Annotated in this window: 27 protein-coding genes; 12 read left to right on the top strand and 15 right to left on the bottom strand. The window is 67.4% G+C overall.

From position 1 onward, the window contains the following. Positions 1-4 precede the first annotated feature (4 nt). From AAHK21_RS25685 to AAHK21_RS25670, 4 genes are all read left to right on the top strand, one after another. Positions 5-1,030, top strand: coding sequence for a LacI family DNA-binding transcriptional regulator (locus AAHK21_RS25685; RefSeq protein ID WP_102682860.1), 1,026 nt, complete (start codon positions 5-7; stop codon positions 1,028-1,030). 9 nt (positions 1,031-1,039) lie between these two features. After that, the gene (gene rbsK, locus AAHK21_RS25680; RefSeq protein ID WP_046855158.1) at positions 1,040-1,948 is read left to right on the top strand and encodes a ribokinase; all 909 of its coding nucleotides are present in this window, start codon (positions 1,040-1,042) and stop codon (positions 1,946-1,948) included. Then, complete coding sequence (gene rbsD, locus AAHK21_RS25675; protein WP_110704609.1) at positions 1,945-2,349, top strand: D-ribose pyranase; 405 nt, start codon at positions 1,945-1,947, stop codon at positions 2,347-2,349. Before rbsK ends, rbsD begins: the two co-directional genes overlap by 4 nt. Before the next feature lie 155 nt (positions 2,350-2,504). Then, entirely contained in the window at positions 2,505-3,515 is a 1,011-nt protein-coding gene (locus tag AAHK21_RS25670; RefSeq protein WP_046855160.1) for a nucleoside hydrolase, read from the top strand. On the opposite strand, the gene AAHK21_RS25665 is transcribed toward AAHK21_RS25670, so the two are convergent. Further along, on the bottom strand, positions 3,487-3,699 hold the full coding sequence (locus AAHK21_RS25665; RefSeq protein WP_023632517.1) for a hypothetical protein: 213 nt from the start codon (positions 3,697-3,699) through the stop codon (positions 3,487-3,489). The two genes, AAHK21_RS25670 and AAHK21_RS25665, sit on opposite strands and share 29 nt — an antisense overlap. A gap of 287 nt (positions 3,700-3,986) precedes the next feature. On the opposite strand from AAHK21_RS25665, the gene AAHK21_RS25660 reads away from it, so the two are divergent. Next, positions 3,987-4,304, top strand: coding sequence for an I78 family peptidase inhibitor (locus AAHK21_RS25660; protein ID WP_046855162.1), 318 nt, complete (start codon positions 3,987-3,989; stop codon positions 4,302-4,304). A 49-nt stretch (positions 4,305-4,353) separates the two neighbouring features. Here the strand turns inward: AAHK21_RS25660 and AAHK21_RS25655 are convergent, their stop codons facing one another. Further along, entirely contained in the window at positions 4,354-4,968 is a 615-nt protein-coding gene (locus AAHK21_RS25655) for an NAD(P)H-dependent oxidoreductase (RefSeq protein ID WP_367858776.1), read from the bottom strand. A 93-nt stretch (positions 4,969-5,061) separates the two neighbouring features. On the opposite strand from AAHK21_RS25655, the gene AAHK21_RS25650 reads away from it, so the two are divergent. Continuing rightward, a complete protein-coding gene (locus AAHK21_RS25650; protein ID WP_367858775.1) occupies positions 5,062-5,658 on the top strand; it encodes a TetR/AcrR family transcriptional regulator in 597 nt (198 codons plus the stop codon). A gap of 25 nt (positions 5,659-5,683) precedes the next feature. Here AAHK21_RS25650 and AAHK21_RS25645 read toward each other — a convergent pair whose 3' ends face one another. Beyond that, the gene (locus AAHK21_RS25645) at positions 5,684-6,589 is read right to left on the bottom strand and encodes an AraC family transcriptional regulator N-terminal domain-containing protein (RefSeq protein WP_367859035.1); all 906 of its coding nucleotides are present in this window, start codon (positions 6,587-6,589) and stop codon (positions 5,684-5,686) included. 177 nt (positions 6,590-6,766) lie between these two features. Here AAHK21_RS25645 and AAHK21_RS25640 point away from each other — a divergent pair, with 177 nt between their 5' ends. After that, complete coding sequence (locus tag AAHK21_RS25640) at positions 6,767-7,819, top strand: NAD(P)-dependent alcohol dehydrogenase (protein WP_367859034.1); 1,053 nt, start codon at positions 6,767-6,769, stop codon at positions 7,817-7,819. Between the two features lie 14 nt (positions 7,820-7,833). Here AAHK21_RS25640 and AAHK21_RS25635 read toward each other — a convergent pair whose 3' ends face one another. Together AAHK21_RS25635 and AAHK21_RS25630 are read right to left on the bottom strand one after the other, a co-directional pair. Further along, a complete protein-coding gene (locus AAHK21_RS25635; protein ID WP_367858774.1) occupies positions 7,834-8,493 on the bottom strand; it encodes a DUF3313 domain-containing protein in 660 nt (219 codons plus the stop codon). After that, on the bottom strand, positions 8,490-8,828 hold the full coding sequence (locus tag AAHK21_RS25630; protein WP_367858773.1) for a hypothetical protein: 339 nt from the start codon (positions 8,826-8,828) through the stop codon (positions 8,490-8,492). Before AAHK21_RS25630 ends, AAHK21_RS25635 begins: the two co-directional genes overlap by 4 nt. Before the next feature lie 160 nt (positions 8,829-8,988). Between AAHK21_RS25630 and AAHK21_RS25625 the strand changes: the two genes are divergently transcribed. Together AAHK21_RS25625 and AAHK21_RS25620 are read left to right on the top strand one after the other, a co-directional pair. Continuing rightward, positions 8,989-9,696 (top strand): response regulator, encoded by a 708-nt coding sequence (locus tag AAHK21_RS25625; RefSeq protein WP_367858772.1) that lies wholly within the window; start codon positions 8,989-8,991, stop codon positions 9,694-9,696. After that, positions 9,693-11,027, top strand: coding sequence for an ATP-binding protein (locus AAHK21_RS25620; protein ID WP_367858771.1), 1,335 nt, complete (start codon positions 9,693-9,695; stop codon positions 11,025-11,027). The genes AAHK21_RS25625 and AAHK21_RS25620 overlap by 4 nt, the downstream gene beginning before the upstream one ends. Positions 11,028-11,032: 5 nt before the next feature. Here AAHK21_RS25620 and AAHK21_RS25615 read toward each other — a convergent pair whose 3' ends face one another. Together AAHK21_RS25615 and AAHK21_RS25610 are read right to left on the bottom strand one after the other, a co-directional pair. After that, positions 11,033-12,340 (bottom strand): phosphate ABC transporter substrate-binding/OmpA family protein, encoded by a 1,308-nt coding sequence (locus tag AAHK21_RS25615; protein WP_367858770.1) that lies wholly within the window; start codon positions 12,338-12,340, stop codon positions 11,033-11,035. Positions 12,341-12,471: 131 nt separating this feature from the next. Next, positions 12,472-13,869, bottom strand: coding sequence for a cytosine permease (locus AAHK21_RS25610; RefSeq protein ID WP_217866387.1), 1,398 nt, complete (start codon positions 13,867-13,869; stop codon positions 12,472-12,474). A gap of 260 nt (positions 13,870-14,129) precedes the next feature. Here AAHK21_RS25610 and AAHK21_RS25605 point away from each other — a divergent pair, with 260 nt between their 5' ends. After that, positions 14,130-15,023, top strand: a complete 894-nt coding sequence (locus AAHK21_RS25605; protein ID WP_367858769.1) for an EamA family transporter — start codon at positions 14,130-14,132, stop codon at positions 15,021-15,023. Between the two features lie 7 nt (positions 15,024-15,030). Here AAHK21_RS25605 and AAHK21_RS25600 read toward each other — a convergent pair whose 3' ends face one another. The 4 genes from AAHK21_RS25600 to AAHK21_RS25585 form a co-directional block, all read right to left on the bottom strand. Then, positions 15,031-15,615 carry a LysE family translocator gene (locus AAHK21_RS25600; RefSeq protein ID WP_367858768.1) on the bottom strand — a complete coding sequence of 195 codons (585 nt, stop codon included), beginning with the start codon at positions 15,613-15,615 and terminating at the stop codon, positions 15,031-15,033. 49 nt (positions 15,616-15,664) lie between these two features. Next, a complete protein-coding gene (locus tag AAHK21_RS25595; RefSeq protein ID WP_367858767.1) occupies positions 15,665-16,495 on the bottom strand; it encodes an AraC family ligand binding domain-containing protein in 831 nt (276 codons plus the stop codon). A 78-nt stretch (positions 16,496-16,573) separates the two neighbouring features. Then, positions 16,574-17,188, bottom strand: a complete 615-nt coding sequence (locus AAHK21_RS25590) for a LysE family translocator (RefSeq protein ID WP_367858766.1) — start codon at positions 17,186-17,188, stop codon at positions 16,574-16,576. A 34-nt stretch (positions 17,189-17,222) separates the two neighbouring features. Beyond that, positions 17,223-18,143, bottom strand: a complete 921-nt coding sequence (locus AAHK21_RS25585) for a LysR family transcriptional regulator (protein ID WP_102682842.1) — start codon at positions 18,141-18,143, stop codon at positions 17,223-17,225. 103 nt (positions 18,144-18,246) lie between these two features. Here AAHK21_RS25585 and AAHK21_RS25580 point away from each other — a divergent pair, with 103 nt between their 5' ends. Beyond that, positions 18,247-18,900: an oxygen-insensitive NAD(P)H-dependent nitroreductase NfsB gene (locus AAHK21_RS25580; RefSeq protein WP_046855177.1), complete on the top strand. Its 654-nt coding sequence runs from the start codon at positions 18,247-18,249 to the stop codon at positions 18,898-18,900. A 26-nt stretch (positions 18,901-18,926) separates the two neighbouring features. On the opposite strand, the gene AAHK21_RS25575 is transcribed toward AAHK21_RS25580, so the two are convergent. Continuing rightward, positions 18,927-19,847, bottom strand: coding sequence for a LysR family transcriptional regulator (locus AAHK21_RS25575; protein ID WP_367858765.1), 921 nt, complete (start codon positions 19,845-19,847; stop codon positions 18,927-18,929). Between the two features lie 111 nt (positions 19,848-19,958). Between AAHK21_RS25575 and AAHK21_RS25570 the strand changes: the two genes are divergently transcribed. Beyond that, positions 19,959-21,146, top strand: a complete 1,188-nt coding sequence (locus AAHK21_RS25570) for an MFS transporter (RefSeq protein ID WP_367858764.1) — start codon at positions 19,959-19,961, stop codon at positions 21,144-21,146. 3 nt (positions 21,147-21,149) lie between these two features. Here AAHK21_RS25570 and AAHK21_RS25565 read toward each other — a convergent pair whose 3' ends face one another. The 3 genes from AAHK21_RS25565 to AAHK21_RS25555 all read right to left on the bottom strand — a co-directional run bounded on the left by AAHK21_RS25565 (position 21,150) and on the right by AAHK21_RS25555 (position 24,550). Beyond that, positions 21,150-21,782 (bottom strand): LysE family translocator, encoded by a 633-nt coding sequence (locus AAHK21_RS25565; RefSeq protein WP_367858763.1) that lies wholly within the window; start codon positions 21,780-21,782, stop codon positions 21,150-21,152. Between the two features lie 115 nt (positions 21,783-21,897). After that, positions 21,898-22,905, bottom strand: a complete 1,008-nt coding sequence (locus AAHK21_RS25560) for an aldo/keto reductase (protein WP_258600518.1) — start codon at positions 22,903-22,905, stop codon at positions 21,898-21,900. A gap of 109 nt (positions 22,906-23,014) precedes the next feature. Then, positions 23,015-24,550 carry an FAD-dependent oxidoreductase gene (locus tag AAHK21_RS25555; protein WP_367858762.1) on the bottom strand — a complete coding sequence of 512 codons (1,536 nt, stop codon included), beginning with the start codon at positions 24,548-24,550 and terminating at the stop codon, positions 23,015-23,017. Between the last annotated feature and the right edge of the window lie 180 nt (positions 24,551-24,730).

The raw sequence follows: 24,730 nt of genomic DNA, 5'->3' as shown, positions 1-24,730 counted from the left end.
AACCATGGCAACCATCAAAGACGTCGCGGCACTTGCGGGTATTTCCTACACCACCGTGTCCCATGTACTGAACAAGACTCGCCCGGTCAGCGAGCACGTGCGGCTGAAGGTCGAGGCGGCGATTGCCGAGCTCGACTACGTGCCCAGCGCCGTGGCCCGTTCGCTGAAGGCCCGCAGCACCGCCACCATCGGCCTGCTGGTGCCCAACAGCGTCAACCCGTATTTCGCCGAGCTGGCCCGGGGTATCGAGGACGCCTGCGAGCGCAACGGCTACTGCGTGATCCTGTGCAACTCCGATGACAACCCGCAGAAGCAGCGCAGCTACCTGCGCGTGCTGCTGGAAAAGCGCATCGACGGCCTGATCGTCGCCTCGGTGGGCGAGGACCAGGACCTGCTCGACAGCCTCAGCGGCGTGCGCACGCCGATGGTCATCGTCGACCGTGCCCTGGAAGGCGTCGAGGCCGACCTGGTGCGGATCGACCACGAGCAGGGCGCCTACTTGGCCACCCGCCACCTGCTCGAGCTCGGGCATCGCGAGATCGCCACCATCGGCGGCCCGGTGGACACCGGGGTCAGCCAGCTGCGCCTCGCCGGGTTCCGCCGGGCGATGGCCGAGGGCGGCGTGCGCGTTGCCCCGGGCCATGTGCTGCACAGCGACTTCACCAGCCTCGGCGGGCATGCCGCCGCGGCGCGCCTGCTCGATGGCGAGCGGCCCACGGCGATCTTCGCCGGCAACGACATGATCGGTTTCGGCGTGCTGCGTGCCGCCGCCGAACGCAATATTGACGTGCCCGGCGAGCTGTCGGTGATCGGTTTCGACGACATCGAACTGAGCCGCTACGTGTACCCGGCGCTGACCACGGTCGGCCAGTCGATCCGCGAGCTGGGCGAGAGCGCCGCCGGGCTGTTGCTGTCGCGCATCGTCACGCCGCGCCGCGACGGCGCCGCCGAACAGCGCATCGTCGCCCCGCGCATCGTGTTGCGTGAATCCACCGGGCCACGCCCGGACCTGTTCAACGATTACCGTTAAGGAATGCCCATGGATGCCAAGGTGGTAGTGGTCGGCAGCCTCAACATGGACCTGGTGGCCCGCGCCCAGCGCCTGCCCCGGGGAGGCGAGACCCTGACCGGCGACAGTTTCTTCACCGCGCCCGGCGGCAAGGGCGCCAACCAGGCGGTGGCCGTGGCCCGACTGGGCGCCAGCGTGGCGATGGTCGGCAACGTCGGCGACGACGCCTACGGTCAGCAACTGCGCCAGGCGCTGCTCACCGAGGGCATCGATTGCCAGGGTGTGAGCGTGTGCCCGGGTGTGTCCAGCGGCGTGGCGCTGATCGTGGTGGATGCCGCCAGCCAGAACGCCATTGTCGTGATCCCCGGCGGCAACGGCCTGCTCAGCCCCGAGTCGGTGAGCCGTTTCGATGCACTGCTGCAGCGCGCCGAAGTGATCATCTGCCAGCTGGAGGTGCCGAGCACCACCGTGGCCTGGACCCTGGCCCGCGGCCGCGAGCTGGGCCGCACGGTGATCCTCAACCCGGCGCCGGCCAGCGGGCCGCTGCCAGCGGAGTGGTATGCCTACATCGATTACCTGATCCCCAACGAGAGCGAAGCCGAGGCCCTGGCCGGGGTGCGGGTCAACGACCAGGAAAGTGCCCGTCGCGCGGCCGAGCGGCTACGCCAACTGGGGGCGGGGAAGGTGATCGTCACCCTTGGCGGCGATGGCGCCTTGCTGGTCGACGCCAGCGGCAGCCGGCACTTCCCGGCCCCACGGGTGCAGCCGGTGGACACCACGGCGGCCGGCGATACCTTTGTCGGCGGCTTTGCTGCCGGCCTGGCGCGGGGCTTGTCGGAAGACGAGGCGATCAGCTTCGGCCAGCGCGCCGCCGCATTGTCGGTGACCCGGGTCGGCGCGCAGCCGTCCATTCCCCTGTTGAAGGAGCTGGCGCCATGAAGAAGACGCCGCTGCTGAATATCGCCCTGTCGCGGACCATTGCCGGGCTCGGCCATGGCGACATCCTGGTGATCGGCGACGCCGGCCTGCCGGTGCCGCCAGGCGTCGAGCTGATCGACCTGGCGCTGACGCCGGGTATCCCGGATTTTGCCAGCGTGTTGCGCGTGGTACTGAGCGAGATGCAGGTCGAACGGCATGTGCTGGCCGATGAAGTGTTCCAGGCCCTGCCGCCCGGGTTGGCCGAGGTCGAGCGTTTGCACGCGGGCGGTGAGCTGGGCCAGCGCCAGGTGCTGAGCCATGCCGACTTCAAGACCCTGTGTCGCCAGGCCCGGGCCGTGGTGCGCACCGGGGAGTGCAAGCCATACAGCAATATTGCCCTGGTGGCTGGCGTCACTTTCTAGACCGAATGCGAGGGCTTGCGCCCTCGATCGCCGGCAAGCCGGCTCCCACAGGTCGGGCGCAACCTCGGGCTGCCGCTGTGGGAGCCGGCTTGCCGGCGAAAGGGCCGCGAAGCGGCCCCTTGTGAATCCATCCCCCTAGCAACAAGGAGTGCTGAATGTCCCTCAAGAACCTGCTCCAAGGAGCCGTCCTCATGTCCGCGCTGGCCGCGACTTCCCTCATGGCCGCGCCCCGCGACCTGATCATCGACACCGACCCCGGCGCCGACGACGTCGTCGCCCTGCTGCTGGCCATGGCCTCGCCCGAGGAACTGAAGATCCGCGCCATCACCACCGTGGCCGGCAACGTGCGCCTGGAGAAGACCTCGCGCAACGCCCGCCTGGCCCGTGAGTGGGCTGGCCGCGAAGAGATCCCGGTGTACGCCGGGGCAGGGCGGCCGATGGTGCGCACGCCGATCTACGCCGCCAACGTGCACGGCGAGGAAGGCCTAACCGGCGTCCAGGTCCACGAGCCGAAAAAACCGCTGGCCCAGGGCAACGCCGTGCAGTACCTGATCGACACCCTGAGCGCCGCCGAGCCTCACAGCATCACCGTCGCCATGCTCGGCCCGCAGACCAACCTGGCCCTGGCATTGATCCAGAAGCCGGAGATCGTCAACGGCATCAAGGAAGTGGTGGTGATGGGCGGCGCCCACTTCAACGGCGGCAACATCACCCCGGCGGCGGAATTCAACCTGTTTGCCGACCCGCATGCCGCCGAGGTGGTGCTGGCCAGTGGTGTGAAACTCACCTACCTGCCGCTGGACGTCACCCACAAGGTGCTCACCAGCGACGCGCGCCTCAAGCAGCTCGCCGCGGTCAACAACAATGCCAGCAAGCTGGTGGTGGACATCCTCAACGCCTACATCAAGTTCGACATGGACAACTACGGCATGCCCGGCGGCCCGGTGCACGACGCCAGCGTCATCGCCTACCTGCTCAAGCCCGAGCTGTTCAAGGGCCGCCAGGTGCACATGGTGGTCGACAGCCGTGAAGGCCCGACCTTCGGCCAGACCATCGCCGACTGGTACGGCGTGCTCAAGCAGCCGGCCAATGTGATGTGGATCGAGGAGGGCGATGCCCAGGGCTTCTTCGACCTGCTCAGCGCCCGCCTGGCCCGATTGAAATAGTGTCGTGGTGCGCGTAGCGCTCGAACACCTGGTCGATGAAGCTACGCGCCGCCTCGCTGCCACGATCACGTACCAGCAGGTCGATGGCGATCAGCAATAGCTCCTCGGGGGTTCCCGGGCTGTAGGCGCTCTGGCCTTCGTCCCACTTGACCTTGATATCGGCGTCGATGCTGTGGCTGCTCATGGGGCGGTTCTCGCTTGGGCCTGGGTGATAGGTCGAATACCGCGTCCTGGCGTTCGAAGGGGAGGTGTTTCATGCTCCACTTCTTGCAGTAAATCATGCCTTTGCGCAACCGGATCTGCGACTTAGGCATAAGCCCTGCGTTTGGCCGAACCAGCGGTTCGGTGCAAAATCCGGTGACGATTGCGTTTCGCATCCCCTGGCCGAGTCAGGCAGAATCTCTGGTTTTGCAACAAAACGTTGGTGAAACTGTCGCATAAGGCAGTTCCCGGATCGATTTAGGAGGATTCATGTTCCGTACCCGCGCTTCCCTGGCGACCCTGCTGGTGGCTACCGTCCTGGCAGGTTGCAGCACTGGTGGCTCTTCGGGCGCCAGCGCCCCTGCCGCCCCGGCCGGCAATGACGGCCGCTGCGAAGCCAGTGGCGCCGATTTCACCGTCGGCAAGCCGGCCAGCGCCGAGCTGTTGGAGCAGGCGCGCAAGGCCAGCGGCTCGCAGATGGCACGCATCCTCAAGCCGCACGATGTGATCACCCTGGAATACCGCTCCGAGCGATTGAACCTGAATGTCGATGACAAGGGTGTGGTGACCCGCGTCAACTGCGGCTGATTGCCCGCACGCTGTCACCTGGCGCGGGCTGGCCCGCGCCTTCCCGCCCTCATTCCACGCTTGCCGGTTCGCGCCGTTCCTCGCGAGTGAACAACCCTTCTCCCAAAGCGTGTGCGGCTCGCAGATGCCGGGCCGGATCCTGTCCTTCGCTGTCGTCCAGCAACGTCGAACTCAACACTTGAGCGCCGCAGTAATCGAAGATGCCGTGCTCGATCTGCACGCGCATGGCCTCGCCGTAGCCGTGGCGCTCGAAGGTGCCGGCATCGGCCCCGGCAACGCCGATCAGGTGCGCGGTCAAACCGTGCAGGCGCTTTGTGGTACTACCGTCCGCGGCCTGGTAGAAGGCCCAGCCATTGCTGAACACACGCTCGACCCAGCCCTTGAGCAGGGCCGGGAGCGACCACCAGTAGATGGGATAGACCAGCACCACGGTGTCGGCGCGTTCGATGCGCGCCTGCTCGGCCAGCACATCGGCCGGCGGCGGCCCCAGGCGGCGGTGCACGGCGTGGTCGGCCAGGCTGAAACGGGGGTCGAAACCTTCACGGGCCAGGTCGGCGAACTCGCTGGTGTGACCGGCCGCGCGCAACCCTTCGGCAACCTGTTGGGCAAGGGCATGGGTGAGGGAGTCGGTGTCGTGGTGACCGATGACGATCAGGGCATGCATGGCAGAATCTCCAGAATCAGGATGCGAGGGCCTCGGGAGCGTTATATACTCCCAGTAAGTTACGTTTAGTAAGTTACTTTTGGTAGGTAATCGATGTCAAGCGAGGAAAAGAGCGCGCCGCGCAAACGCCTGTCCCGCGAGGAGCGTCGCCGACAGCTGCTGGATGTGGCCTGGCAGCTGGTGCGCGAAGAAGGCACCGATGCCCTGAGCCTGGGGCGTCTGGCCGAGCAGGCCGGGGTGACCAAGCCGGTGGTGTATGACCACTTCGAAACCCGCAACGGATTGCTGTTGGCGCTGTACCAGGAGTACGACGCACGCCAGACGGCGATGCTCGACAGGGCCCTGGCCGGTTGTCCGGCGGACCTGCCGGGGCGGGCCTGGGTAATCGCCGAGGCCTATGTGGATTGCGTGGCGACCCAAGGGCGCGAGATCCCCGGTGTCAGTGCGGCATTGGCCGGCTCGCCGGAGCTCGAGGCGCTCAAGCGCGGCTATGAAGGGCCGTTCATGGACAAATGCCGGGAAGCCTTGGCGCCGTTCGCACCGGGTGGCGATATCGGCGTGGCCGGCCTGTGGGTGCTGGTGGGGGCGGCGGAGGCGCTGTCCCTGGCGGCGGCGGCCGGCGAATTGGCCGCCGAGGCCGCCAAGCGCGAATTGCAGGCGACCATCGAGGCGATGGTCCTGCGTCAGTAACTGCCGGCGCGGCGCAGGCCAGCAATCAAGCCGGCAGGCTCTGGTACGTCTGCTCCTCGCCAGGGCTGCGGGCAAACTGGCGCTTGTACTCGCGGCTGAACTGCGAGGTGCTCTGGTAGCCGACCCGATGCGCCACCTGGGCCACGCCCAGGCCTTCGCCGATCAGCATCTGTTGCGCCTTGAGCAGGCGCAGGCGCTTGAGGTACTGCATCGGCGCCAGGTCGGTGCAGCGCTTGAAGTGCTCATGGAAGGTCGACACGCTCATGTTCGCCCGGCCGGCCAGTTCATCCACCCCCAGCGGCTCGGCGTAGTGCTCGCGCAGGTAGGCCAGGGCCGAGGCGATCCGGGCAAAATGTCCCTGTTGTTCGACCAGTGCCCGCAGCACCCCGGCCTGGGGGCCGCGCAGCGCGGTGTAGAGCACCTCGCGCACTCGCGCCGGCCCCAGCACCCTGGCGTCCAGCGGGTCCTGCAGGCACCGCAGCAGGCGCTCGACACTCTCGCGCATGGCCGCGTCCAGCGCCGCCGAGGTCATCGACTGCGGGGTCTGTACCTGAACCGCGGCATCCGGCCCCAGGTTCATCGCTTGCACCAGCTCGCCGAGCATGGCGCGATCGATGTCCACCGCCACGCCCAGCAGCGGCGCCTGGGGTGTGGCGAAGGTTTCGCAGAGAAAGGGCACCGACAGCGCCTGCACCAGGTAATGCCCGGCGCCGTACTCCAGGGTGCGCGGGCCCAGGCGCGCCAGCTTGCTGCCCTGGGCGACGATGATCAGGCTGGGTTCGTAGATCTGCGGGCTGCTGGCCACGTAGTGGTCCCAGGTCAGGACCTGGACCTGGGGCAGGGCAGTGGGCACGAACCCGGGGCGCGTGGCGAGGCTGCGGATCAGTGAGCAGAGCTTGGCATTGGCATCCACGTGGCAAGTCAGGTGCATGGCGAAACCGGGCAGAGAATCGGACACTGGCATCTTCGCAGATTAGCTGGCTGGCGCCAGAGGGGAGCGGGCAGGTCAGGAGAATCAGGCATGCATGCCGGAGAATCGGCCGTGGCCGGGGCGGGCCAGGCTGCGCAAAATGCGCCGCCTGAACCGTTTCACCTGAGAGAGGTCCGCATGTACACCGCCATCGGCTACGCCGCCCAGTCCCCCACCAGCCCCCTGGCCCCCATGAGCTTCCAGCGTCGCAGCCCGCGGGCCGACGATGTCGCCATCGAGATCCTCTACTGTGGCGTGTGTCACTCCGATATCCATCAGGCCCGCAACGAGTGGGGCATCGCCGTCTATCCGCTGATGCCGGGTCACGAGATCGTCGGTCGGGTCACTGCGATTGGCGCGCAGGTCAGCCGCTACCAGGTGGGCGATCTGGTCGGTGTCGGCTGCATGGTCGATGCCTGCCGTCACTGCGAAGCCTGCCGCCAGGGCGTCGAGCAATACTGCCTGGAAGGCCCGACCATGACCTACGCCACCCCCGACCGGGTCGATGGCAGCAATACCATGGGCGGCTACTCGAGCAGCATCGTGGTCAGCGAGGATTTCGTCCTGCGCATTCCCCAAGGCCTCGACCTGGCCAGCGCGGCGCCGATCCTCTGCGCCGGCATCACTACCTACTCGCCGCTCAAGCACCATGGCGTTGGCCCGGGGCACAAGGTCGGCGTGCTGGGCATGGGCGGGCTGGGCCACATGGGCATCAAGTTCGCCAAGGCCCTGGGGGCGCATGTCACGCTGTTCACCCGTTCCGCGGCCAAGGCCGAGGAGGCCAGGCGCCAGGGTGCCGATGAAGTGATCGTGTCCACCGACGCCGAACAGATGCGCGCCGCGGCCGGCCGTTTCGACTTCCTGCTCGACACCATCCCGGTCCAGCACGACCTCAACCCCTACCTCGAGACGTTGAGGTTCGACGGTGTGCATATCCTGGTCGGCTTGATCGAGCCGCTCGACCCGCCGCTGCATGCGGCCAACCTGGTGATGAAGCGCCGGGTCCTGGCAGGCTCGCTGATCGGCGGCATCGCCGAAACCCAGGAGGTGCTCGACTTCTGTGCCGAGCACGGGATCAGCTGCGATATCGAGATGCTCGACATCCGCAACATCAACCAGGCCTACGAGCGGATGATCGCGGGCGATGTGAAATACCGTTTCGTCATCGACATGGCCACGTTGAAGGCCTGAGTCGACGCGGCACGTTATCTGAGGGGCGCCGCATATGCCTGGCGCAGGTCGACGCCCCAACCATCGAGCACGGCCTTGACGTTGTCGGCCGTCATCACCTGGCGGTCGTTCTCAAGCGGCACGCCAGTGCCTGCGAGCATCGCTTCGCCCACTACTCGCCCGCTGGTGCCGGCTTCGAACGACAGTTCGGTGGCGATCTCGCTGTCCCGGTCACGCATCCCCGCGGCGCTGCTCACCCCCGCCGCGACCAGGGTGATCGGCAGCCATTCGTAGAACCGCAGGCTTTGTGCATCGGCGCTGATGCGGGTGATGGCTGGCCTGATCACCAGCGTGTTCGGGCCGGGGGCATCCACCACCTTCATCACCTTGCCTATTTCCTTGCGCAGTACCGCGTCGTAGTAGTGGCTGATCGAGGCGAGGGTGGCCTGGGGAATACGCGGGCTCGGTTCGGGTGTCGGGTAGAAGCTGCTGGGCGCCAGGTAGACCTCGATATAGCGCCCCCGTGGCCACTTGGGGTCGGCCCAGCTCAGTACGGTACCGCCAGACGGCGCCTGGTGCGGGGTGAGCAGGCCGTAGTCCTTGAGAAAACCGGCCGGTGCCGGCTTGTTGCTGCTGCATGCCGAGAGGCTCAGGGTGCTGGTCAGCATGACGGTCAGCAGATACCGCCGACTCATGGGCGGCGCTCCTCTTGCGCGGCGGCTTGCCAGGCTTGGGTCGGGGGCGCGTCCTGCGAGGCCTGGATCCGCAACTTGCCATGCGCCATCAGCCAGTGGATCAGCTCACGGATGGGCACGGTATGGCTGTATTCGACCCATTCGCCACAGCCCGGATCGTAATGCTCGAAGTAGCGCCGCAGGGTGATGTAGCCCAGGTCGTCCGCCAGGCCCAGGCTCTCCTGCTGCACGATCAGTGAGCCCGTCTGGCCGCGGCTGGTGTGGCGCTGGCTGAGGATCAGGGGGGCGGAACCTTCTTGAACATCAGTGTTGTTGCGGCTGTCGGCTATCTTCATGGGGAGCCCTCGGCGAATGGAAGGCCCGCAGGGTGCAGGGTAATGTTTGCCAGGTGATGTCCGAATCGTGTCACTCGTGACGAAATGTTGCCCGATTGAAATAAATGACCCGGGCGGCGCAATGGTTTTAGATACGCCTTTTTTCCGGACCTGAACCACCGTGAGTAGACTGCTGATCGTCGATGACGATGTGGAAATCCTTGCCCTGCTGAAAAAGTTCTTCGTCCAGCAGGGCTACGAGGTGGACCTGGCCGCCGAAGGCCAGGCGATGTGGGCGGCCATCGAGCGCCAGCGCCCGGACGCGATCATCCTTGACCTGATGCTGCCGGGCGAGGGCGGCCTGAGCCTGTGCCAGAAGCTGCGTGCGCAGGTCGGGGTGCCGATCATCATGCTCACCGCCATGGCCGAGCTGAGCGACCGCATCATCGGCCTGGAGCTGGGTGCCGACGACTACCTGACCAAGCCTTTCGACCCGCGCGAACTGCTGGCCCGCCTGCGCGCCGTGCAGCGCCGTGCCGGCGAGCAGGCCCCGCGCGGCGAGGCGGCCAGGCCGGTGATCGGTTTCGCCGGCTGGCACCTGGACGTCACCTGCCGCGAGCTGCGCTCGCCCGAGCAGGTGATGATCCCGCTGTCCGGCGCGGAGTTCGACCTGCTGGTGGTGTTCCTCGAACATCCCCAGCGCATCCTTACCCGCGAGCAGTTGATCGACCTGACCCGTGGCCACGGCCATGACGCCTACGACCGCAGCATCGATGTGCAGGTCAGCCGGCTGCGGCGCAAGATCGAGCCCGACAGCAAGCGCCCGGAGCTGATCCGCACCGTGCGCAATGGCGGCTACCTGTTCACTGCCAAGGTTACCCGCTCGTGATCCGTCGTCTGCTGGGCCGCGATACCTTGCGCAAACGGATCGCCCTGACCATCTTCGTCGCGTTGCTGGCCTCGCTGGCGTTCAACGCCTTGTTCGTCCAGCTTGCCGGCAGCTGGGCGCGTCCGCCCATCGAGCGCACCGGCCTGCTCGATCAGCTCGCCGTGACCGCCCATATGATCGAGACCGCGCCGCCAGCGTTGCGTGGGCAACTGGCCGAGGCGGCGAGCACGCCGACGTTGCGGGTAAGGTGGAGCACACGACGGGCAGACTTCGGCTTGCCCGGTCCGGGCGTGCCGCTAAATTCCGGGCAGGTGCCGGCGATGGCGCAACTGCTGGGCCCTGCACGCCCGATCGAAGTGTACAACCCGGGCGACTGGCCTGCTGGCAGCGCCGATGCGCACTATGTGGCGCTGGTCGGGCTGGATGATGACAGTTGGCTGCTGTTCGTGCCGCCGGAGCGCAGTTGGGGCATGGGCGCTCCGGCGCGGCTGGCGGTGGTCATCGGGCTGGGGCTGGTGGCGACCCTGCTGGTGGCCTGGCTTGCCACCCGGCAGCTGGCCGCGCCGCTGCAACGCTTCGCGAATGCGGCGCGGCGCTTCGGCGGCGATCTGCAGGCGCCGCCTATCGCCATCGAAGGCCCCGAGGAGATCCGTCAGGCGATCATCGCCTTCAACACCATGCAGGCGCAGATCCAGCACTTCATTCGCGAGCGTACCCACATGTTGGCGGCCATCTCCCACGACCTGCGCGCCCCGCTGACACGCATGCGCCTGCGCAGCGAGTTCATGGAAGACCTGGACCACAAGCACAAGCTGATCCGCGATGTCGAAGAAATGCAGAGCATGATCAACGAAGCCCTGGCGTTCTTCCGCGAAGGCACGCAGCTGGAGCAGCGCACGGCCTACGACCTGTCGGAGCTGTTGCAGACCCTGGTCGACGACTACCGCGACCAGCAGCTCGCCGTCACCTTCACGGGCCCGGCGCACCTGGTGCATGACGGCCGTCCGCTGGCGACCAAGCGGGTTATCGTCAACCTGCTGGAAAACGCCATGAAGTATGCCCGTGATCCGCAGGTTACGCTGCGCCGCGCGGCCCACCTGATCGTCATCGAGGTGCGCGACAGTGGTCCGGGCATTCCCGAGGAGGCCCTACAGCAGGTGTTCGAGCCGTTCTACCGACTGGAGGGCTCGCGCAACCGCGACACCGGCGGCGTCGGCCTCGGCCTATCGGCCGCCCGTGCCAGCGTGCGCGAGCAGGGCGGCGAGCTGACCCTGCGCAATCGCGTGGGCGGCGGGCTGGTGGCCCGGGTCGAACTGCCCGATGGGCGCTGAGCGGGTCAGTACACCCACACCTCGACGCGGCGATTGCGCAGGCGCCCCTGTTGCAGATCGTTGTCGGCTACCGGCAGTTCGTCGCCCATGCCTGTCACGTCCCTGGCCTGGACCCCGGCCCGGGCCAATTCGCGACGTACCGCCATGGCCCGCAGCCGCGACAGCAGGGCGGCGCGGCCGGGTGTCTCCTTGGGGTCGCCGAAGCCCACCAGCACCACCTTGCCCTGCAGCTTGCCGGCCTGGCGCAGGTAGTCGCCGACCCGTTGCACATCGCGCAGGGCCTTGTTGTCGAGGCTGGCGCTGCCTTCCTGGAAACGGAAGTTGACGCTCAGGCGTTGCGCTTCGCTGGCCAGTGCCCGGTAGCGCGGCGGCATGTCGGCCTGGGCCGGTACCGGCTGTGGCTTGATCTGCTGGGAGACGAACCCCTGGTCGGCGACGATCGCCTGTCCGGCGGGGCTCTGGGCGAACTCCGCCAGGGCCCTGGCCTGGGGCGTGGCGTGGGCGGGCAGGTAGAAGAACAGGCGACGCGACAGCGGGTAGTCTTCGCTGGCCACCAAGGCGCGGCTGGGGAGCAGGGCAGGCGCGTCACCCTCGGCCACCGCCAGCACCTTGGCCTGGTGGACCGTGCCCAGGCCGCTGAAGCCGATGGCCTGGCGGTCGGCCATGACCTGGGCGGCCAGCACATCGGCGGATTCGAAGCGGCGTGCCTGGGGGGCCAGCGCCTGGTTGTGCGGGGCAAGCACCAGGGCCTTGAAGGTCTCGAAGGTGCCGGAGCGGTCGTCGCGGGCATACAGGTGGATCGCCCCACCGGGCACGCCCAGCTGTTCCCAGCGCTGCAACTGCCCGGAAAACACCTGTGCCAATTGCGCGGTGGTCAGTTGCGCGAGGGGGTTGTCCGGATGGGTGATCACCGCCACGCCATCCAGGGCGATGACCTGCTCAGAGCCCGCGCCGCGCAGGTTGCCCAGGGCCTGCAACTGTTGCACCTCGCTGTCACTGATCGGTCGCGAGGCCGCGGCCAGGTCCGCTTCGCCCCGGGCCAACGCGGCGAAGCCGGTGCTGGTGCCGTGGGCGGCGATGTCGATGCGCAAGGGCAGGCCGTTGCGATCGACAGCGTGAAGCGTGGTCTCGTTGGCGGAGACACCAGGCTGGCGCTCGATGGCGCTCGCGCCCTGCGCTTGCAACAGGCCCCGCACCAAGGCTGGGCCAAGCGCGGCGCCGATGGTGTTGGAGCCCTGGATACGCAGTTGCGCCGGCTCGGCGCAAGCCAGGCTTGCAAGCAGGCACAGCAGTAGGGGAAGCAGGCGAGGCATGCCGGAGACCTGTGGCACAGAGTTGCACCGCAGATTACGACAGAGATCTGACTGAAAGATGACAGCGCTGTTTTGGCCAGATGCAGCCTGGGAGCGGCGCTGCGCCACTCCCAGGCTTGAGGGCGTTCAGCTCAATGGGTCTGCGGCACGATGATGCTTGCCGGTGCCTGGGCCGCCCGACGGCGCGCCACGCAGTAGTACAGCACGCTGGGTACCACCAAACCGATCAGCCACGACACGTCCACGCCGCCCAGGTGCGCGACCATGGGCCCGGTGTACAGCTTGGTGTCGATGAACGGCATCTGCACCAGCACGCCGAAGGTGTACACGCCGATGCCTGGCCAGTTCCAGCGCCCGTAGCGGCCATCCGGGTCGGCCAGTGCCGGAATGTCATAGCGTTCCTTGGTGATGAAGTAGTAGTCCACCAGGTTCACCGCGCTCCAGGGCACGAAGAAGGTCAGCAGGAACAGGATGAACGACTTGAATGCGCTGAGGAACGAGTGCTGTCCGAGCAGCGCGACCAGGGTCGCCGCGCCGACGATGCCGAGCACGAACACCAGGCGCTGCACGCGGCTGATCTGCAGGTGGCCACGGAAGCCGCTGATGATCGTGGCGATGCACATGAAGCTGCCGTAGCTGTTGAGGGTCGAGATGGTCACCTTGCCGAAGGCGATGCAGAAGTACAGCAGCGCCGCCGTGGTACCGGCACCGCCCAGGCCGACGATATAGGCCACCTCGCGGCCGGAGAACTGGCCACCGGCGATGGCCGCGGCGAACACGCCGAGGATCATCGAGGCCTGGGCGCCGAGCACCGAGCCCAGGCCGGCGGCGAGGAAGGTCTTGAGCGGCGAGGTGTGGCTGGGCAGGTAGCGCGAGTAGTCGGCCACGTAAGGGCCGAAGGCGATCTGCCAGGAGGCTGCCAGCGACACCGCGAGCAGGAAGCTGGCCCAGCTGAAGTGGCGGTTGTCGAGGAGCTGGCCGATATCGGCCAGCATCAGGATGCGGCTGAACAGGTAGACGAAGGCGATGATCCCCAGCACGCTGGCCACCCGGCCGATCCAGTGGATCACCCGGTAGCCGGCCAGGGTTGCCAGCACGATCACCCCGGCGAAGATGAGGATGCCGGCGCTGTCGCTGATGCTCAGCAACTGGCCGATGGCCTGGCCGGACAGCACCGTGCCGGTGGCGGTAAAGCCCAGGTACATCAGGCACACCAGGGCCATGGGGATGGCCGCGCCGTACACGCCGAACTGCACGCGGCTGGAAATCATCTGTGGCAGCCCCAGGCGCGGACCCTGAGCGGCATGCAGGGCCATCACCGCGCCGCCGACCAGTTGCCCGAGCAACAGGCCGATCAACGACCAGAACACGTCGCCGCCCAGCACCACGGCCAGGGCGCCGGTGACGATCGCGGTAATCTGCAGGTTGGCTCCCAGCCACAGGGTGAATTGGCTGTAGACGCGTCCATGGCGCTCAGACTCGGGGATGTAGTCGATCGAGCGGCGCTCGATCACGGGTTTGCTGGACATCGGGAGGCTCCGCTTCGTTGTTTTTGTGAAAGGCGGCGGCTATCGGCGGGACGCAGGGCGGATGGCCGAAGCCCGATATGAGCATGTATATACAAGTCTGGTCAAGTGAAGCTTGCGCAGGGTGATCGCGGGCTTTCGCCGGCCATCACAGCCGACTGTTACACAAGGCTGGTACGCAACTGTGCTGGTCCGCGGCGACGTGATGCCCGTATGCTGTAACCAAATATGTCTATAACAAGCCTGAAGAAGGAATGCCTGCAATGCCACTCAAGGACCTGCTGATCGCCCTGGTGGTGATCATCGCCTGGGGCGTCAACTTCGTGGTCATCAAGGTGGGGCTCGACGGCCTGCCGCCGATGCTGCTCGGGGCCCTGCGTTTCCTGCTGGTGGCCTTCCCGGCGGTGTTCCTGATCAAGCGCCCGAACCTGCCGTGGCGCTGGCTGATCGCCTATGGCGCAACCATTTCCCTGGGCCAGTTCGCCTTCCTCTTCCAGGCCATGGCCAGTGGCATGCCGCCTGGGCTGGCCTCGCTGGTGCTGCAGTCCCAGGCGTTCTTCACCCTGGGCTTCGCCGCCATGTTTCTCGGCGAGCGGCTGCGCCTGGCCAGCGTGCTCGGCCTGCTGGTGGCCGCCAGCGGCCTGGCGGTGATCGGTAGCGAGGACAGCGGCCACGTGCCGCTGGTCGCGCTGCTGCTGACCCTGTGCGGCGGCGCCATGTGGGGCATGGGCAACATCATCACCCGGCGTTTCGGCCAAGTGGACCTGGTCGCCCTGGTGATCTGGGGCGGACTGATTCCGCCGCTGCCGTTCCTGGTGCTGTCGTGGTGGCTGGAAGGCCCCGAGCGCATTGGCCATGCCCTGGCCAACATCGGCTGGAGTTCGGTGCTGGCCCTGGCGTACCTGGCGTTCGTCGCCACCATGGTCGGCTACAGCCTGTGGAGCAAACTGTTGTCGCGCCACCCGGCGGGCAAGGTGGCGCCGTTCTCGCTGCTGGTGCCGGTGGTGGGCCTGAGCTCCGCGGCGCTGCTGCTGGGCGAGCGCCTGAGCGAGGCACAAGGCTGGGGCGCGCTGCTGGTGATGCTGGGCCTGTTGATCAACGTGTTCGGCCCGCGCCTGGGGATGCGCCTGCGCACCGCCAGCGCCGGGCGCACCTGAGCGGCGTTCATGCCAGCAAGGCCGACCAGGCCGACACCAGCAGCAACCCTGCCAGACCCTGGTTGAACAGGCGCAAGGCCCGCGACGAGCGCAACCAGCGTGCGCTGCCGATGCCCATCAATGCCCAGGCGGTCATGCTGGGCAGGGCGACCAGCAGGAACACCAGGGCCAGCCAGCCCATCGGCAGTGCCGGGGTGGCGAACAGGCCGACCATCGCCACCGCCGTCACCCAAACCTTGGGGTTGACCACCTGCAGGGTCGCCGCGCTCAGTGGGCCAAGGCCACCGTCGCTGCCCGCCAGCAAGGGGGCGCTGGCGCTGCGCAGCATCTTCCAGGCCAGCCAGCTGAGCCACAGGGCGCTGGCCCAGCTCATGGCCAACTGCGCCAGGGGATAGCGCAGCAGCAACGCGCCCAGCCCCATTCCCACCAGCCACACCACCGCCGCCGCCGCGCAGCAGGCCGCCACGATCGGTGCCAGGCTGGCGCGCAAGCCGCGCCGGGCACCGTGGGCGAGGATCAACAGGTTGGTCGGCCCGGGGCTGATGCTGGCGGCCAGGGCAAACAGGATGAAGGGCAACAGCGAGTGCGACATGGTCATGGCTCCGTGTGATCGAAGCACCATGGTCGCGGCCAGCGCGGCTTCAGTCTGGAAGGTTTGAGCAGCGCTTGCGGTAGTCCGCCGGGGTCAGCCGGTAGGCGCGGCGGAACCAGCGGCCCAGGTGGCTCTGGTCGGCAAAGCCTAGGGCGGTGGCGACGCTGGCCGGCGTTTCGCCCAGGGCCAGCAGCCGCCGCGCGCGGGCCAGGCGCAGCTGGATCAGGTAGGCATGCGGCGCCAGGCCGAAGGCTGCCTTGAACGCCCGGGTCAGGCGGAAGCGGTCGACGCCGCACACCTGTGCCAGCTCGGCCAGGCCGATGTCCTGGTCCAGGTGCGCATGCAGATAGTCGCGGGCGACCTGGGCGCACAGCGGCAGGCGTGGATCGGGGTCCAGGCGTTTGCGCCAGTGCAGGTGCCCGGTGAGACAGCTCAGCAGATCGTCCAGGGCGGTCTGGCGGACGATGCGCAGGTCGCTGTAGTGCACCGTCTCGAAGGCCCGGGCGGTCGCGCCGGCCAGGCGCGGATCCTGGTGCAGCAGGGTGCCGAAGCTGGGCAGGGCGCCTGAGGGGGCCTGCTCGAACAGGGCGCGCAGTTCGGTTTCCAGCCAGTTGGCGTCCAGGTACAGGGTCGAATAGGTGAAGCCTTCCACGGTCGGCGCATGGCCGTCGTGCAGGTCGCCAGGCTCGAGCACGAACACCTGGCCGGGCGTGCTGTAGTGGCGCTCGCGGCGGCAGTTGAACTGCTGCACGCCCTGTTCGGTCACCCCGACCAGGAAGCTGTCGTGCCAGTGCGGGTCGTAGGCGTGGCCGGTGAAATGGGCGCGGACCGACTCGATGCCGGTGTCGGCGTCCTGTCTGAGGTCGATCCAGTTGCTCATGGAGGCGGGCCGTGTGGGTGGTCGATGGATGACCTTAACGCACAAACGGCCCGGGCGTTTAGAACGATTGTGCAGCCATCAGCGCTGCGCCAGTGCCAGGTTGAGGCCAAGCCCGGCAAATGAGGCGGCGAAGCCGCGGCGCAACCAGGCCTGCATCTTCGGCGAGTCGATCACGGCGCGGCGGAACAGGTGGGCGAGCAGGCCATAGAGGACGAAGACGACGAACGTCATGGCCATGAACACCGCGCTGAGGCTGAGCATCTGCACGGTAGCGGAGCCGGCCTGCGGGACGATGAACTGCGGCAGGAAGGCGAGGAAGAACAGCGTCAGCTTGGGGTTGAGGATATTCAGCAGGCAGGCTTTGATCACCAGTTGGCTGGCGGCGGCGGGGGTGGCGTGCGCGTCCACGGCGAAGGCCGCACGGTCGCGCCAGGTGGCATAGGCCAGGTACAGCAGGTAGGCGACGCCGGCGAACTTGAGGCCCTGGAAGGCCAGGGCGCTGGTGTGCAGCAGCGCCGAGAGCCCCAGCACCGAGGCCAGCAAGTGCGGGACGATGCCCAGGGTGCAGCCGGTGGCGGTCCACAGGCAGGCGCGTCGCCCGGCCACCAGGGCGCTCGATACGGTGAGGATGACCCCGCTGCCGGGGATCAGCACGATGATCAGCGCGGTGACGAGAAATTCCAGGCTCGGCATGAATGACAGCTCCTTGCGGTCGGGGGTGGATGCACTATACGCCCGGCGACAACGGCTGCAACATGTCGTCCGGGCGCAGCGCGGCGAAACGCTCGCGCAGCCACAGGTGCAACTGGGCCACGGCGGGGGTGAGCTGCTTGCGGTGCGGGCACACCAGGGTCACCGGGGTCAGTTCGCCGGGGTATTCGGGCAGCAGCAGCTCCAGCTCGCCGGCGGCGACATCGGCGCTGACATCCAGCCACGACTTGTAGACGATGCCTTCGCCTTCCAGCGCCCAGCGCCGCACCACGTCGGCATCGTCACTGAACAGCGGCCCGCGCACCTGCACGGTGCGGTTGCCCAGGCGCCATTTGTCGTACACCCGGCTTTGCTGCAGGTACAGCAGGCAGTCGTGTTGCTGCAGGTCCTCGGGGGTCAGCGGGCGGCCATGGCGTGCCAGGTAGTCCGGCGAGGCCGCCAGCACCCGGCGGTTCCACGGCGCCAGGGGCAGGGCGATGTAGTTGGCGTCCTCGTTCTGGCCGTAGCGGATGGCGACATCCACCGGGTCGCGGTACAGGTCGGCCAACTGGTCGGAGAGGAAGAAGCGCAGGCCCAACCCCGGGTGCTCGCGGCGAAATGCACTGAGCCAGGGCCGCAGCAGGTTGCGGCCCATGTCCGAGGGCGCCGCCACCTGCAACACGCCGCGCAGGCAGCTGTGGCTGCCATGCAGGTCTTCGCGGCCCTGGCGCAGGGCATCGATCACGCGCTGGGCGGTGGGTAGGTACAACTCGCCTTCGGCGGTCAGGCGCAGGCTGCGGGTGGTGCGGGCGAACAGGCGCACATCGAGCTCGCGTTCCAGGCGCTTGATCGCCGCGGCCACCTGGCCGGGCAGCAGGTCGGCCTCGTGGGCTGCGGCGGTGAAGCTGCCGAGGGCGCTGGCACGGGCGAACAGTTCGAGGTCGTTGATGCGCAGCATTTTCACTCCAGGGATGAAAGTGTTGCTGCATTGTGCTGGTTTTTCTTTGCGGTCGGGAAGATAAGATGCCATTCATTCACGAACCCTTGAGGAATTGCCCTAGATGGACACCGTTGCCCTCGCCAAACGCCGTTACACCACCAAGGCCTACGACGCCAGCCGCAAAATTCCCCAGGCCACCATCGACGCGTTGCTCGAGCAGCTGCGCCACAGCCCGTCCTCGGTCAATTCGCAGCCCTGGCACTTCGTCGTGGCCGACAGCGCCGAAGGCAAGGCGCGCCTGGCCAAGGCCACCGATGCGCGATTCGCCTACAACAGCCCGAAGCTGCGCGATGCCTCCCATGTGATCGTGTTCGCGGCCCGTACCAACATGACCGAAGCCCACTTGCAGGCGGTGCTGGGGCAGGAAGCCGCCGATGGCCGCTTCCGCAACGAGCAGGCCCGCGAAGTCCAGGACCAGACCCGCCGCGGTTATGTTGACCTGCACCGCCATGACTTCAAGGACCTGCAGCACTGGATGGAGAAGCAGGTCTACCTGGCCCTGGGCACCGCGCTGCTGGGCGCCGCCGCCCACGGTTTGGACGCCACGCCGATCGAAGGCTTCGACGCCAAGGCCCTGGACGCCGAACTGGGCCTGCGCGAGCAGGGCTACACCAGCGTGGTGCTGCTCAGCCTGGGCTATCGCAGCGAGGAGGATTTCAATGCCGGGCTGAGCAAGTCGCGGTTGGCGGCGGGGCAGGTATTTACCTTCCTGTGAGTATCGGCAGTGGCGCTTGACCTGGGTCAGCCCTGAATCAGCGGCCCCAGACGCTCGGCCAGGGCCTGGACCATCGCGCTCACCTTGGGCAGGTGTCCGCGGTTGCGGCGCCAGGCCAGATTGATCGGCAATCCCTCCATCGCATACGCCGGCAGTACCTGCTGCAGCGTCCCTTCATCGAGCTGACGCTGCACCAGCCAGGTCGGCAGCTGGGCGATGCCGTGCCCGGCGCTGACAGCTAGCGCCTGGCCTTCGGCATCGCCGATGGCCAGGTGCCCGGGCATGCCGCGCAGCTGCGTCAGGCCCGGGCGGGCGCCGGCAAAGTGCAGGGCCGGCGTGCTGCCGTCTGCGCAGGCATAAAGCACGCAGCCCTGGGCCTGCAGTTGCTGCAGGTCGTGGGGCGTGCCGTGGCGGGCCAGGTAGGCGGGGGCGGCGCAGAACACCAGGCGTTGGCTGCCCAGGTAACGGTGCTCGATGCCTGGCTGCCAGGTCTGTGGTCCGCCGATGCGCACGACGATGTCGATGGCGTCCTCGACCAGGTCGACGAAGCGATCGGAGAGGGTAATGTGCGGTTGCAGCCGTGGATGCCGCGCAGCGAAGTCCAGTACCGCGGGGAGCCCGTGCAGACGGCCGAAGGTGGCCGGCAGGTCGATACGCAGCTTGCCGCAGGGCGTCTGGTGTTCGTCGTTGAGGGCCAGCTCGGCTTCCTCGATGTCCGCCAGCACGCGGGTGCACGCGCGGTAGTAGTCGGCGCCGCTGTCGGTCAGAGCCAGGCGCCGGGTGGTGCGTTCGAACAGGCGCACCTGCAGGCGTTTCTCCAGGCGCGCGACGCCCTTGCTCACGGCGGAACTGGTGAGGTTCATGCGTTCGGCGGCGGCGATGAAGCTGCCAGCGTTGGCCACGCTGACGAAGAAGTCGATGTCCTTGAGGCGTTCCGAGGCAGACATGGCGAGGCCTTTTATTAATGAATCTGATTCACTTGATAAAGGAATAACTACCAGTAATAGGAACATATTTCCAGATTAAGCTGGCCTGCCATTCAACCAGGATCGCAGCCGATGTCCACTTCCAGCCTGACCCACGCCACCCTCACGCGCCCAGCGCCGCGTACGGGGTTGTCCATCGGCCTGTTCGCCATCGGCGGCTTCGCGGTACTGACCACCGAATTTCTGATTCTCGGCCTGCTGCCGGCGCTGGCCCGCGACCTTGGCCTGTCGGTCGCGGGCGCGGGCCAGTTGGTCACGCTGTTCGCCGTGACCGTGATGCTGTTCGGGCCGCCGCTGACCGCCTGGCTGTCGGCAATGCCGCGCAAGGGGCTGTTCATCGCCATCCTGCTGGTGTTCGCCGCGTCCAACGCGCTGTCGGCGCTGGCGCCGAACATCTGGGTGCTGGCATTGGCACGCTTTATCGCCGCGCTGGCCTTGCCGGTGTATTGGGGCACCGCCAGCGAAAGCGCCGGGCAATTGGCCGGGGCGGGGCGCGAGGGCTGGGCGGTGTCACGGGTGTACCTGGGCATCACTGCGGCATTTGTCTTCGGCATTCCATTGGGCACGCTGGCCGCCGGGCTGGTCGGCTGGCGTGGCAGTTTCGCCTTGCTCGCCGGGCTGTGCCTGCTGGTGGCGCTGTTGATGTGGGCGTGGCTGCCGACTGTGCCGGCGGCACCCGCCCGTGCGCCGGGGGAGCGGCAGACGGTAATCCTCAAGGACCGCCGTTTCATCGCCCATGTGCTGCTCTCGGCGCTGGTGTTCACCGCCATGTTCACTGCCTACACCTACCTGGCCGAGACGCTTGAACAGCTGGCCGCCGTGCCGGCCGGCGAAGTGGGCTGGTGGCTGATGGGCTTCGGCGTGGTCGGCATGCTCGGCAACGGCCTGGCCGGGCGCATCGTCGATCGCAGCCCGTTGCGGGCGACCCTGCTGCTGTTGGCGATGCTGGCGCTGGGCATGGGCGCGGTCACCCCGTTGCTCGGTACGGCATGGCTGCTGGGAGGCGCGCTGGTGCTGTGGGGCATCGCCTACACGGCGCTGTTCCCGGTCTGTCAGGTGCGGGTGATGCAGGCTGGCGCCAAGGCCCAGGCCCTGGCCGGGACCTTGAACGTGTCGGCGGCCAATGCCGGTATCGCCGCCGGTGCGGCGTTGGGCGGCGCGGCGATCCAGGTCCTGGGCCTGGGCGCCCTGGGCTACGTGGCGTGTGGGTTCGCCGTGCTGGCGATGATCGCCACCCTGGCCATGCTGGTGAGCGAGTGAGGCCTACACCGCCCGGGTGTTGAGCAGACGCACGCCCAGGCCAATGAACAGCGCGCCGCTGGCGCGCTTGAACCAGGCCGCCAGGGGCGAAGCCTTCAGGCGCAGGCCAAAGCGCCAGGCGGTGAAGCAGTAGAAGGAATGCACCAGGCAGACGATCAGCGAGCCGCTCAGGTACATGGCCGCGAACTGCCCGAAGATCGGCCGCCCGGGCTCTAGGAACTGCGGCAGGAAGGCGCAGAAAAATACCAGGGTCTTGGGGTTGCTCGCCGAGACCAGGAAGGCTTCCACGGCGATCCGCCATTGCGTCTGGGGCGGCGTCGCGGCCACCTGCGCCGTCGACGCGGTAGGAGCGCTTTTACCCAGCAACTGGCGCAGGCCGAGGTAGATCAGGTAAGCGGCGCCGGCCAGCTTCAGCAGCAGGAACGCCGTGGGCAACGAGATCAGCAGGGCGCCCACGCCCATGGCCACGGCGGTGATCGTCAGCAGTTGCGCGGTGAGGTTGCCGAACAGGGTCATGCCCATGCCGGACGGGCCATAGCGCAAGGCATTGCGCACGGTGAGCAGGACATTCGGGCCGGGGAGCAGCGAGGTGAGCAGGTAGGCGAAGGAGAAGGTCAACCAGAGGTGCAGGGCCATGGAGCGCGTCCTTTGCGCTGGGAAAGGCACACAATGCCAGTAATCGGCGCGGACCGCCATTGGGCACCGCTGAGGGAGCGGCTTGCCCGCTCCCAGAGAAGTTGCCGAGGCCAGTTCAGCGCGCCAGGCGCCCGCTGACGAAGTGGGCGACATCGTTGAAGCCCGGGGTCGAGGCATGGCCGGGCGTCACCAGCGAATCGATGAAGGCCTCGTCCTCCGCCGTGACCTTGACCTCCAACGCACCGGCATAGGTGTCCCACTGCGCCTCGGTGCGCGGCCCGACGATGGCCGAGCTGACCAGGCGGTTGTTGAGCACCCAGGCGATGGCGAACTCGACGATGCCCACGCCCTTGGCCTCGGTATAGGCATGGATCTTCTGGGCGATGGCCAGCGATTCCTGGCGCCATTCCACTTCCATGATGCGCTTGTCCTGGCGCCCGGCACGGCTGCCTTCGTCGGGAGTGGAGCCTGGCGCGTACTTGCCGCTGAGCACGCCACGGGCCAGCGGGCTGAACGGCACCACGCCAAGGCCATGGTAGGCGGCGGCGGTGAGTTGTTCGGGCTCGGCCTGGCGGTTGACGATGTTGTACAGCGGCTGGCTGACCACCGGCTTGGCCACGCCGAGCCTTTGCGCCACGTTGCAGATCTCGGCGATGCGCCAGCCGCGGAAGTTGGATACGCCCCAGTAGCGGATCTTGCCTTGCGCCAGCAGGTCGCCGATGGCGCGCACGGTTTCTTCCAGCGGTACCGAATGGTCCTCGCGGTGCAGGTAGTAGATGTCCAGGTAGTCGGTGCCCATGCGCGTGAGGGTGGCCTCGATGGCATTGAACAGGTGTTTGCGCGACAGGCCGCTGCGGTTCGGCAGGCCATCGACCGGGCCATAGCCGGCCTTGGAGGCGATGATCCACTCGTGACGGTTGCGCGCCACCGCCTCGCCGACGATCTCCTCGGAGCGACCGCCATTGTAGACATCGGCGGTGTCGACGAAGTTGATGCCCTGGTCCCAGGCCTTGTCGATGATGCGCAGCGAGTCTTCGGTGCTGGTCTGTTCACCGAACATCATGCTGCCGAGCGTCAGGGCCGAGACTTGCAGGCCGGAGTGGCCAAGGGGGCGGTAGATCATTGCAGATAATCCTTTTCTGACATCCTGAGAGGGGTTCCCCTCTTTTACACAGTTCCGTCCTGCTTTGAAAGCGCGGGCCAGGCGCCGTTTCCAGGCCCTGGCGAATGGCTCATCCCTCTGGCCAGGCATCGATCAGCTCACGCGCCTCGCGGCTCGACAGCGGCCGCTTCATGCGCTGCGACAGCACGGCCATGGCCCGTGAACAGCCCTTGGCGATCACCGCCTCGACCTGGTCGTCCAGGCACTGCAGGGCGATGAAGTCGCCGTGTTCCGGTGAGCCGACGTACTCGATACGGTTCCAGCCGCCGGCATGCCCGAGCACTTCGTAGGTGCGCCCGTGCTGGTAGGTCCAGAAGAACGGCACGTCGTCGTAGCGGCGCCGCTCGCCGAGCATGTTGGCGGCGGCGATCACGCCGTGCTGCTGGGCCAGGCGCCAATGCTCGATGCGCACCGGGCGGCCGGCCAGGGGGAAGGTGGCGATATCGCCGGCCGCCCACAGGCCGTCGGCGGCCTGCAGGTGCGCGTCCACCGTGAGCGAATGGTCTTCGGCCAGGGGCAGGCCCTGGACGAAACGGGTGGCCGGGGTGACGCCGGTGCCCAGCAGCACCAGCGCGGTCTCCAGGCGCTCGCCATTGGCCAGCAGCACGGCCTCGACGCGCTCGTGGCCGTCGAAGCCGATCACCTCGGTCGGCCCGTGGAACTGCACACCCTTGCGCTCATGCAGCTCGCGCAGGGTCTGGCCGATGCGCTCGCCCAACTGCCGGGCCAGGGGGATGGCGTGGCGCGTGACCACATGCACCTGCAGGCCGTACTTGCGCAGGGCGCTGGCGGCCTCCAGGCCGATGAAACCGTCGCCGACGATCACCACCGGCTGGCCCGGCTCGGCCAGGTCGAGCAACTGCGCGGCATCGGTGCACGAGCGCAGTACGCAGATACCGGGCAGTTGCACGCCGGGGAGCTGGGGGCGGTTGGGCTTGCCGCCGGTGGCCAGCAGGGCGGCGTCGTACTTCAACTGCTGGCCGTCGGCCAGGCTGATCACGCGCTTGCCGGCATCCAGCGCACGCACCTTGCCGTGAATGCGCTGCAGCTGGCCTCGGTGCAGGTCGACTGGCGCGAGCAGTGAGGCTACTTCGTCCACCGGCATCTGCCCGGCGATGACGAATTTGCTCAGGGCGGTGCGATCGTAGGCGTTCGGCTGTTCCTGGTCGACCCACAACAGGCGGCCGGCAAAGCCATGGTCGAGCAAGGTGGCGATGGCGGCCGCCCCGGCGGCGCCGGCGCCCACCACGACGAAGGTGCGCGCGTCGCTGTGGCGGGGCGCTTCAGCCTCGGGCAGTGGCTGCTCGTCCACCCATATCTGGCCGTCCCTGACCTGCACGGCATGCCGGCGCAGACCGGCCAGCGCCGGCGGCTCGCACACCATGCCGTCGTCCACGGCGAAGGCGGCCTTGTGCCAGGGGCAGATCAGCAACCCACCACAGACCGCGCCTTGCTCCAGTGGCGCGCCCTCATGCGGGCAGTTGGCCTGGTAGGCACGCACCCGCTCGCCCTGGCGTACCAGAACGATGTCCTCGGTGCCGGCCTGGACGCGCATGGGCCGGTGTTCATCAAGCTGGTCGAGGCTGGCCACGGCATGGAAGGTCATGGGGATCTCCTCAGCTGGTTGTGTTCATTTGACGCCTGCCATGGGGCCAGGCTGCGCTCAGCCGACGACCGGAAGGGTGATTACAATATTTCACAAAAACTTCAAATGAGACTAAATTGACTCAAATCGAATGTATAAGTACCATTCGCGCCAATTTTAGTTAACGGCTCGGGTGAGTTC

Origin of the sequence: Pseudomonas sp. TE50-2 (assembly GCF_040813665.1) — a bacterium.
GTDB lineage: Bacteria > Pseudomonadota > Gammaproteobacteria > Pseudomonadales > Pseudomonadaceae > Aquipseudomonas > Aquipseudomonas soli.
This window is presented reverse-complemented; position numbering and strand designations above follow the sequence as displayed.